Origin of the sequence: Agrilactobacillus yilanensis (assembly GCF_003946725.1) — a bacterium.
Lineage (GTDB): Bacteria > Bacillota > Bacilli > Lactobacillales > Lactobacillaceae > Agrilactobacillus > Agrilactobacillus yilanensis.
The window spans coordinates 112387-122398 of record NZ_RHOY01000007.1; the positions used below are offsets into that span (position 1 = coordinate 112387).

A 10012-nucleotide genomic window follows, 5' to 3' on the forward strand; every position below is an offset into this window, starting at 1 on the left:
GACCGATCAAGTAATTTTACATTGGATTGGCTATGTTGTGATAGTCTAGTACGCCTTTTCACGAGGAAACTGATTCAGCAACTAACCAAGCCGCCTGCTTTAATGAATAGCGGGTTCAACACAAGGAAATTAAGAACCGGCATCCGTAGTTTTCATATAAAGCTTATGCTTTATTCGAGGCTGAGACAAAACTTAGGTTTTGCTTCAGCCTTTTATTATTGATAGTCATAAAGGAGAATTTTTTGTGTTCATTTTAACAATTGTTATGGCCTTTTTTATTTTAGTCGTTTTAACATTAGCCATTTATTTATTACGTCACTTAGATAAACCGTTTTTGAGCTTTTCTCCCGCCGAAAATCCTGAACTTCGTGTTTTGATGAAAGTCACTGCTTATTTATTGATAGCCGTTTGTCTTTTAGGTGTTATCCTTTTACTTTTCCAAGATACCCACTTGCAGTTGATCACATTACTCTTAGCCAGTTTCATTACAGCATTTTTTGCAGTCAGAGTCTCGATGTTGTCATAATTATAAAATTTTTACATATCAATTTGAGCAATAATACAGTACAATAGAGATGTAAAAGAAAATAGAGAGGTGATTATTATGTTACAACAATACACTAAGATTTTAGTTGCTGTCGATGGTTCTTATGAAGCTGAATTGGCCTTTCGAAAAGCTGTTGAAGTCGCTAAACGTAACAAAGCACATCTTTTCTTGATTCACGTGATTGATACCCGTGCTTTTCAAAATGTTTCTAGTTTTGATTCTGCCATGGTTGAACAAGTCACTGAAACGTCCAAGAGTACCATGGAAGAATATATCAAAACAGCTAAAGAAGCTGGCTTAGACGATGTTTCTTACAGCATTGAATACGGTGCCCCTAAGACTATTATTGGTCGTGAATTCCCTAAAAAACAAGGAATCGACCTAATTATGATCGGTGCTACTGGTTTAAATGCGGTAGAACGTCTATTAATTGGTTCTGTTACTGAATTCGTAACTCGGACATCTACTTGTGATGTTCTTGTTGTACGGTCTGATTTAGACAATAGTCCAGCTTTAGATGTTGTTAACAAACGGAGTACTATCGAAGGTTAATCTAACTAAAAAAGTATCGCAAATCTCGAGGCTGCCCTCAATTTTTGCGATACTTTTTTAATTACAATTTTTGAACAAAATTAACCAGCAGCTTGATGCCATATAAAATGATGATGCCGCCGCAAATTCGATTGATCCATAATAAAATTTTAGGACTTACTAAATGTTTAAACTTACTAACTAAGCCTGTAATACTTATAAACCACACAAAAGAAGCCACCATGACGCCGATAATAAAAAGATGCGCCACGTTATCCGCCAAAGTTACCCGAAACGCACCCAATAAAACAGAACCATCCACTAAGGCTTGGGGATTTAACCAGGCGACTGAAAATGCAGTTAGAATTGCTAATTTATATGAAAATTGCTCATTAGTTGTTTCCATGGTCACGTTTTTTTGACGTAATAGTTGTAGGCCGATATAAATGACTAGCAATCCACCCACAAGTAACACTAATAATTCCAACCATGTGGTGGACTGCAACAGCTTCCCCATGCCATAAAAGCAGGCCAGTGCCAATGATATATCAAAGGCAATGACAATCAGGGCAACTTTAAATGCTCGTTTGATCGGCTGTTCAATTGCGGTTGAAACGACAAATAAGTTCTGCATCCCAATCGGCGCAATATAAGCGACGCCAAAAATTAATCCTTGTAAAAAAATAGTCATCCAATCATACCTCCATTACCAGCCAATTATTTTTTTATAAATTAAATAGAAGCTAATTGGCTTTACTTCATAAAAAGATTATAATTGATTACATCTAATATTTTACCAACCAATTATATTTTCATACCCAACCGCTAGGAGGCTTCTTGAATGTTATCAACGATTACTTGGCATCCAGATAAAGATGCAAATGAACCTTTATATCAACAAATTATTAATTTCTTTCAACATGAGATTACAACCGGCAATTGGCCTGTGGGCACAAAAATTCCACCGCAGCGCAAACTAGCCGCCTTATTTGATGTTAATCGCAGTACGATCGTGACCGCACTTGATGAATTAGCGGCGATTGGCTCAATCACAAGTACCCCCGGCGCGAATATGACGGTCTCTGGGAATCATTGGTCAAGTTTATTGGCTGAACGAATTAACTGGAACCAATATGTTAAAGCCGGTCAATTCAAGCCAAATAGTCACGCAATTCAAAAAATTAATCAATTTGAAACTGAGGCCGTTATTCGGTTGAGTACCGGTGAACCTGCACCTGAACAATTTCCCCAAGCCCTCTTTCAAAAGGCTTTTGCAAAATTAGGCCCTAAACTCACTAGTTTAAATTACTCTGAGCCTGCAGGTATTTTGGCGTTGCGCCAACAAATTGCCCGTCATTTAACCCGGGTTGGTATTCATGCGGATCCTGAAAATATTTTGATTACTTCCGGTTCTCTGCAAGCTTTACAACTTGTCTCCGTTTCGTTATTTCCTAAAAATGCGACAATTTATACGGAAGCCCCTACTTATGTAAAATCACTGCAGGTTTTCCAGTCCGCTCAGACGCATTTATCAGGCATTCCGATGGATCCGCAAGGGATGGCCTACTGGCAGATGACGCCACCGTCTCAAGATTCCCGTGCCATCATGTATACCATTCCGACCTTTAACAACCCCACAGGTATTGTCATGAGCCAAGAACGCCGGCAGCAAGTACTGGCTTTTGCTCAAAAACATCAAATCCCGATTTTAGAAGATGCGGCTTATCAAGATGTCTGGTTTGATCAAAAACCACCTCAACCTTTAAAAGCACTAGATAAAACGGGTAACGTCATTTACTTTGGCAGTATTTCCAAGTCTTTAGCTCCAGGCCTACGTATTGGCTGGACTGTGGCTGCAAAGCCGGTGATTGATCGGCTGACAGATGTCCGGATGCAAACGGATTATGGTGCCAGTTCCTTGTCTCAATTGGTCTTAGCTGAGATTTTGGCCGATCCAGAGTATGAAATTTATCAAGCGAATTTCCGACGAACGCTGGCTGAAAAAGCCCAAACGGCGCAAGCTATTTTGCATCGTTATTGGGATGATATTGCCACTTGGCAAGTGCCTACTGGTGGCTTTTATTTATGGGTCCGCTTAGATAAACGTATTAATATTCAAAAATTATTTAATTTAGCTGCTGAACATAATGTTTTATTTAACCCTGGTAATATTTATGATTTTCAACCTAATCAATATATTCGCTTGAGTTTTGCTTACGAATCCAGTCAACGCTTTGAAAAGGGCATTCAGATTTTAACAGAATTAATTTACAAACATTTTATTACCAAATGAGTTTTAAAGGCTAGGCCGAAAGTATGTAACTTTTGACCTAGCCTTTTTTCTATTTACCCTACTGCTTAAAATTAGGCTCTCTTGGTAATTTAACTGACCTGTTTTGCCCAACTATTATTGCGCCTAGTTATTTACTGTGGTTCAGAGATCATTTTATCTTCAAATAATAGCCGCGGTAAATTAACATGAACGACTTCAGCCATTGATTTTGCAATCATTTTATCATCTTTTTCTGTTTCATCAGTTTCAAAAATAGCATGCAATCCATAAAAAATAGCCAAGAACAGCAATGTTTGTTTCGACTTAGCAATTTCCAAACCTTGATCCACATAAACTTTGGAATTGGCACTCTGACCTACTTTAAATAAAGCCACCCCTAAAGCATAATTCACAAATAGCGCCGTTTCTTTATCTAAATGTGTCTTAATTTGACTCTTACTTAATAGGCTTTGCAAACTTTGTACATAAGTTAACGCGTATTCTAAATCATCTTTTTGAACATAAGCCAAAGCCAACCCTGCCATGGCAACCACGTCTTGAGGTGTATGTTCTAATAAATGTTGATTTAGTGCTTGATTAAAGTTAAAAATCGCCTTATCTGAGTCACACCGGTGCATTAAGTCTAATAAACCGCTGTAAACAAAGAACTGTTTCAGCAACATATTATCGCTCAATTTATTTTGTTTTAATGTCATTAATAATTTATCTGCCTGTAAAAAATCACCTTTGACAATTTCTTGACGGACATTTATTAATAAACGTTTAATTTCATTTTGCCGAGAAGTCATAACAATATCATTTACATCCACATTAAGGCGTTCACAAACACTTAATAAGATATGAATGCTAGGGACCTTATTCTTCTTTTCAATCAAACTAATTGTTGCCTGGGTGCAGATCCCATCAGCCAATTCTTTTTGCGATAGTCCTAAATTTCGACGATAATATTTAATCCGACCACCAAGTAATTTCATTGTATCTTCACTCCATTTCAATGCTTTACAGTTTTTCACTACATGTCAACTAGAAGTTATTCAAGATCGAGATCCAAAATTATAGAACTATAAAATATAATTATAATTCGTTACGTCCCTAATATTATTCGGTAAATAATACTTTTTATCAGTTTTATCTACGAAAAGTATTATATGATAAAATTTCAAAAAAAGCAAAATGTTTATCATATTTCATTATATTATTTTCGAAAATTGTGTATTAAATCCACAAAAAGCGTTTAATTTAAAAATTAATTTCAAAATAATTAATTTAATGACAACTTAATTAAGAAAAAATAAGAATTTCAAAAAAAGCTGTTTTATTATCGTTAAACGCTTAATATTCGTTTTTATGAAAAGGACTATACCAAAAATAAAATAATAAATTGACCCATTTTTCTAAAAAAAATAGAGGCTTCAGTTTGACTAATTTGACCTCTATAGTGTAAATAATAATATCTTATTTCAATTCAATAATGTATTAATTATCGATCATCAATCTAAACCATTTCTACAGTATCGATTGACGCAATCGTCCGCCAAAAATAAAAATAATCATAAAAAAACGCATTAACCATTGGCTAATGCATCTTTTATAAATTATTAGTAAGTTATCATAATTTCTCGTAGATATTCTAAGATATTTTCTGGAAAATCGCCCCGCAACACTAAAGCTTGAAGCAGACGATTTCGATTATACCAACGATTCCAGAACACTTGGCTTTCCTCTGGTCGAACGAGTAAAATATCAGCTTGCCATTCTTTTAGGAGTGTTAAGAAATAATCAGCATAAAAACTATCTTTGCCGGTAATGTAGCTAAAAGCCATCGCTAACCGGGTGTCTTCCCCAAAAACCAAGGGATCTTCAATTCGACGATACCCTAACAAAACGGTTGTTAAGAAAAACAATTTACTGCCACGCTTTAGATTTGAAGACATAATTTCATTAAGATTATTGGTTAAATGTGTGTAAACATGGGCCCAACCCTTCCCGTACACGTAACCGCGGCCATCTTTTTCTAAAACAATATAAGTTGCTAATCGATCTTCAGCAGCTATAATTTCTTCATCAGAAAAAGTGTGGTAAATCGTTCGGTTGACGTAAAGTAAAGCTGACAAAGTGAGCACACTAAATGAGCGTTTGAAGATGCCATCATTTTTTGGTTCTAAAATGTGATAAAACATAAAATCTTCAGATAGTAGTGTGTTTTTAATGTAGTGCATTTGCTTTTCAGTGAACGCTTCCACATGTAATAAATCATTAAATATGAAATATGCCCCTCGGTCCCGGACTTTAGGATTCGTTGCTGCCAAATGGGCCAGTAAGTAATCTAAATCTTCGTCAGAAAGTTTTGGTGTTTCACTTTCTTTGATCGTCGCCGAAATGTCATCTAACTTGGCAATTGCAGCAGTATCATCATCAGGCAAAGCCATTGTTGTCACGGTAGGTGCTGTCGGCACACTATTAAAAAGCCGTTCCAACCGAATTGACAAATTACGATAAATTCGTCCAGCTTCAAAAGCTTGACGCGTTTCCGTTATTTCTTGACTGACTTGAGCTACAACTTCATGCGTGGTTTTCAAAAAATACCACCTCTAAGCCTCTAATAAGGCATCTGCAAATGCTTTTAGATGTTCAAAATCAGTGTCGTCTGGTTCTTCATCAACTTTGACAACGTCACTGCCTTTTTTGCCGCCAGCTTCTTGCATTGCTTTATCAAAGTAATCTACAGCCCGGCCAAAATGTTCATGATCCGTGGACCCAGAGCCTGCTACCCCATAAACTTTGCCATCTAATTCTAAGTCTTTGATTTCGTCAAAGAAATCTTCTGCATCATCGGGAATTTCACCTTCATAATAAGTATAAGTAACGATAACATCAATATCGTAGTCTAACAGATCTTCTGCATCAGTGTCAGCGATTTCAGAAACGTCCACAATCGCCCCTTTTTGTGTAAAGTATTCACTCAAATAGTCGGCAATGCTCTTATTGTTATCCGTCATACTTGCATAAGCGATTTTAATTGTTGCCATAAAAAACACTCCTCTAAATAATTTATTTTTTTAGTTCACACCATTAATTCTAGCATTAAACCCTTTAAAAATATAGTGATAAGTTCAATATTTTACAAATTTACTTTTAAAAAGAAAACGTTTTACAAATTATAAAAAAAACAGCAGCTTCCAAATTAAATTCGGAAATCTGCTGTTTGTTTTTAGTTTATTCGGCCGTGTCTGTGGCCTCGGTCGTCGTCTCTGTCTTGTCAGGTAACGTAACGGTGAAGGTTGTCCCTACATCCGCTTTACTTTGAACTTGAATCGTACCATGATGCTGTTCTACCAAGGATTTAACAATCGCTAAGCCTAGGCCGGATTCACCATATTTTGTGTTCTTTCTAGATGGATCTGCCTTGTAATAACGTTCCCAAATATTTCGAACTTGCTCTTCAGTCATCCCGATGCCACTGTCTTTAATGATAAACATTGTGGCTTCATAATCCTTCTTAGCTGTAATGTCGATTACACCATCATTTGTGAACTGAATCGCATTTTGAATAATATTGAACATAATCTGAATAAAACGATCATAATCGGCATACGTTGTCAATTTTTCTGGTGCATGCAGCCGTATTTTATCTTTAGCGTCTGTTGATTTTTTCGTCAGCTGTTCGATAATATTATGCAAAGCTTGCACTGAATCAAATTCTTTTTTATGCAGCGGTATTTGACCCGTTCTAATTTTTTCATAATCTAAGTTTTCATTGACTAATCGGATCAGTCGTTTCGTTTCATTCCGCATTAATTCGATACTCTGGCCTTTTGAAGCTTCAGGAATGGCATCATACGCCAGTCCTTCCAGCAAGCCGTTAATCGTTGTCAGCGGCGTTCGCATTTCATGGGCAGCATTGGCCATGAATTGGCGCCGACGCTCTTCTTGCCGTTGAATTTCCGCATCAGATTCTTTCAGGGAATGGATCATTTTGTTAAAGTCCACGGCTAAATCGTCAATTTCATCACGATCTTTACTGATAATCTGGACGTCAAAATTGCCTTGGGCCACTTCATGGGCGGCTTTACGCAGCCGATTAATCCGGGAAACGTAAAAGCGGGCAAATATATAACTTAAGATCAGCGCGGTCACTGAAGAGATCAATACGGCTACTAATAAGTTACGTTTGATTTGGTTAATATTAGACTGGACCCGCGCTACTTTTGAACTCACCATCACGGCTGCAATCATTTGGTTATTATAAAACCAAGGGACGATGACAAAGGTTTGCGGTGCGCCGTGCTTTTTATTCGTTTGGGTCATGGTGGATGTATTTTCATTGGTTTTTTGGCGGTAACGCTTCCCAACCTGCAAGCCCTTCCATGTCGATTTATTCAAGGAATTGGGGGCAATCATTGGGTTACCATAAACCCGTTCATTGTTGCTATTATAAATAGTAAATTTTACGTCTTGATCTTGTAAAACGTACTCCAAATCTTCCAAAAACGAGGCTTGAATATCTTTAATTTCTCCAGTTTGGCTATTTACAACTTGTGTAGCATCACTTTTCAAATTATCTGCGTAACCTTCCAACTGTGTCCATGTCTGCTGAAAAGCTAAATTACTAGAATAGTTAAAAATAGTGGCACTGACAATCAAAATCGTTGTAAAAATGACCACAAAAAAGCCTAACATTTGCTGATAGATTAGCTTCATGACTATTCCTCAGTTTTAGCCGCAATGCCGGAATCATCAAATTTATACCCTACACCCCAAACGGTTTGGATGACTTGAGGCCCGACTTTTTCAATTTTTTGTCTTAATTTTTTAATATGGGCATCTACGGTTCTTTCGTCACCAAAATATTCATAATCCCAAACTAATTCCAATAATTTTTCACGAGAAAAAACTTGTTTTGGATTTTTAGCCAATGTATGCAGCAAATCAAATTCTTTAGGCGTTAAGCCACCAATTAACTGGCTGTCTAAGTAGGCTTCTCTCGTTTTTGTACTTAATTTAAAGTGATCTGTTACAACATCAAAATCCGCATTTTCTTTATTTTCATCAAGGTGCTGTGCAGCTTCTTCATCTCCGATTTCAGCCCGCCGATGCAATGCTTTGATCCGAGCAATCAACGTAATCGGACTAAAAGGTTTGGTCACGTAATCATCTGCACCTAATTCTAGGCCCAAGACTTGATCGCTTTCAGAATCTCTGGCCGTCAACATAATTAAAGGCACTGTTTTAGAAATTTCACGAATTTCTTTAGCCACCTGCATCCCGTCTTTGCCAGGCAAGTTTAAATCTAACGTAATAATATCCCAACCTTCTGGATCCGTTTTAAACAAGGTCACCCCTTCGTCTCCATCGTAAGCAAAGTGGGCATCCCAATTTTCTTTTTGGAAAAACATACTCATCATTTCTGATACAGATTTGTTATCTTCAATCATTAAAATTTTCATTTTTCAACTTCCTTACATTTAGCTTATATTTTTATATAATTATTAAAATAGCGATATTACATAGATTTATTATACCCTTTCTTGCCCCGACTTAGGCCGAAATTCAAGAAGAGTTTTAAAAAAAATCATAGTTTCCTAATATTTAGCAACTCTGTTTGTTCAATTCTCAATTTCATGTTAGCATAAGTTGTACTTACTGAAAATTGGAGGTTATTATGACAAACTATAAAGGCGTTGTTTTCTTCGATCTAGATGATACATTAATGAATGCCCATAAAACTATTGATACGGACGTTGTAGCCGCATTGGACCAACTAAAGGCCAATGGTTATCTACGGGTCATTGCCAGCGGTCGGCATAAAACAGAAATTGCAGATGCCCGTAAACAATCCGGCATTAATTCCTTCATTGCTTTAAATGGCGGTTACATCGAATATGATGGCAAACCTATCTATAAGGCACAAATTGACAAATCGGTTGTCGCAGGTGTCGTCAAAATTGCTGATGAACTTAAAGAAAGTATCGGCTTTTTTTCCGATGACCACAAAGCTTTCACCAATGACACTGAAATGATGCGTAAAGCCTTTAATTATTCTAAAACACCAATGACACAATGTGATCCTGAATTTTATGAAAAATATCCCGTTTATATGATGTTAATCTTTACAGATAAAAATGACAAACGTTATGCTTATCCTTATAATGAAGATCTCACTTTCTATCGTAATACCCCTTATTCCATTGACACCGTCTTGAAAAATGCCTCTAAAGCACAAGGTATTCAAAAACTTTTGAAAGCCATGAACTTAGAACACTTACCAACTTATGCATTCGGTGACGGCAACAACGACTTACCGATGTTAGGCCTTGTTGATCATCCCATCGCCATGGGTAACGGCATCGCTCCCGTGAAAGATCGCGCAGAATACGTCACTGAAACTAACGAACGCGGCGGCATCATCCAAGGATTGAAACATTACGACTTAATATAATCAAGAGCGCGAACTAGAGCGGGAAAGCCTCGAACACTAACCTAGGATCTTGCAGGGTGTCGTCAGACACACAAAAGATTCGTAGTTAGGTGAGAGCTTTGCTCTAGTGAGCGCGTTTAAGAATTAGAGATAATATGAAATGACCCCCTAGATTGCCAATTCGGGGATTCAGGAAGATAATGTTTATAACCAAAACAAACAC

The 10012-nt window shown here is 37.0% G+C and carries 10 protein-coding genes; 4 read left to right on the forward strand and 6 right to left on the reverse strand.

Annotation, left to right across the window (positions count from 1 at the left end; genetic code table 11):
* Positions 1-244: 244 nt before the first annotated feature.
* Together EKM93_RS06770 and EKM93_RS06775 are read left to right on the forward strand one after the other, a co-directional pair.
* The gene (locus EKM93_RS06770) at positions 245-526 is read left to right on the forward strand and encodes a hypothetical protein (RefSeq protein WP_125714301.1); all 282 of its coding nucleotides are present in this window, start codon (positions 245-247) and stop codon (positions 524-526) included.
* 78 nt (positions 527-604) lie between these two features.
* Positions 605-1099, forward strand: a complete 495-nt coding sequence (locus EKM93_RS06775) for a universal stress protein (RefSeq protein ID WP_125714303.1) — start codon at positions 605-607, stop codon at positions 1097-1099.
* 61 nt (positions 1100-1160) lie between these two features.
* Here EKM93_RS06775 and EKM93_RS06780 read toward each other — a convergent pair whose 3' ends face one another.
* Positions 1161-1769, reverse strand: a complete 609-nt coding sequence (locus EKM93_RS06780) for a LysE/ArgO family amino acid transporter (protein ID WP_125714305.1) — start codon at positions 1767-1769, stop codon at positions 1161-1163.
* Between the two features lie 150 nt (positions 1770-1919).
* On the opposite strand from EKM93_RS06780, the gene EKM93_RS06785 reads away from it, so the two are divergent.
* A complete protein-coding gene (locus tag EKM93_RS06785; RefSeq protein ID WP_125714307.1) occupies positions 1920-3371 on the forward strand; it encodes an aminotransferase-like domain-containing protein in 1452 nt (483 codons plus the stop codon).
* A gap of 131 nt (positions 3372-3502) precedes the next feature.
* Here the strand turns inward: EKM93_RS06785 and EKM93_RS06790 are convergent, their stop codons facing one another.
* From EKM93_RS06790 to EKM93_RS06810, 5 genes are all read right to left on the reverse strand, one after another.
* Complete coding sequence (locus EKM93_RS06790; RefSeq protein ID WP_125714309.1) at positions 3503-4345, reverse strand: helix-turn-helix domain-containing protein; 843 nt, start codon at positions 4343-4345, stop codon at positions 3503-3505.
* A 624-nt stretch (positions 4346-4969) separates the two neighbouring features.
* A complete protein-coding gene (locus tag EKM93_RS06795; protein ID WP_125714311.1) occupies positions 4970-5950 on the reverse strand; it encodes a DUF2785 domain-containing protein in 981 nt (326 codons plus the stop codon).
* Between the two features lie 12 nt (positions 5951-5962).
* A complete protein-coding gene (locus EKM93_RS06800; protein WP_125714313.1) occupies positions 5963-6400 on the reverse strand; it encodes a flavodoxin domain-containing protein in 438 nt (145 codons plus the stop codon).
* Between the two features lie 187 nt (positions 6401-6587).
* Positions 6588-8072 (reverse strand): sensor histidine kinase, encoded by a 1485-nt coding sequence (locus EKM93_RS06805; RefSeq protein WP_125714315.1) that lies wholly within the window; start codon positions 8070-8072, stop codon positions 6588-6590.
* Between the two features lie 2 nt (positions 8073-8074).
* Positions 8075-8818: a response regulator transcription factor gene (locus EKM93_RS06810; RefSeq protein WP_125714317.1), complete on the reverse strand. Its 744-nt coding sequence runs from the start codon at positions 8816-8818 to the stop codon at positions 8075-8077.
* Positions 8819-9033: 215 nt separating this feature from the next.
* Here EKM93_RS06810 and EKM93_RS06815 point away from each other — a divergent pair, with 215 nt between their 5' ends.
* A complete protein-coding gene (locus EKM93_RS06815; RefSeq protein WP_125714319.1) occupies positions 9034-9810 on the forward strand; it encodes a Cof-type HAD-IIB family hydrolase in 777 nt (258 codons plus the stop codon).
* The last annotated feature ends 202 nt before the right edge of the window (positions 9811-10012 follow it).

Excerpts from the sequence above, each read along its gene's own strand:
- EKM93_RS06775 (WP_125714303.1), top strand. The coding sequence starts at position 605 with ATGTTACAACAATACACTAAGATTTTAGTTGCTGTCGATGGTTCTTAT.
- EKM93_RS06790 (WP_125714309.1), bottom strand. The coding sequence starts at position 4,345 with ATGAAATTACTTGGTGGTCGGATTAAATATTATCGTCGAAATTTAGGA.
- EKM93_RS06800 (WP_125714313.1), bottom strand. The coding sequence starts at position 6,400 with ATGGCAACAATTAAAATCGCTTATGCAAGTATGACGGATAACAATAAG.
- EKM93_RS06780 (WP_125714305.1), bottom strand. The coding sequence starts at position 1,769 with ATGACTATTTTTTTACAAGGATTAATTTTTGGCGTCGCTTATATTGCG.
- EKM93_RS06805 (WP_125714315.1), bottom strand. The coding sequence starts at position 8,072 with ATGAAGCTAATCTATCAGCAAATGTTAGGCTTTTTTGTGGTCATTTTT.
- EKM93_RS06815 (WP_125714319.1), top strand. The coding sequence starts at position 9,034 with ATGACAAACTATAAAGGCGTTGTTTTCTTCGATCTAGATGATACATTA.
- EKM93_RS06810 (WP_125714317.1), bottom strand. The coding sequence starts at position 8,818 with ATGAAAATTTTAATGATTGAAGATAACAAATCTGTATCAGAAATGATG.
- EKM93_RS06785 (WP_125714307.1), top strand. The coding sequence starts at position 1,920 with ATGTTATCAACGATTACTTGGCATCCAGATAAAGATGCAAATGAACCT.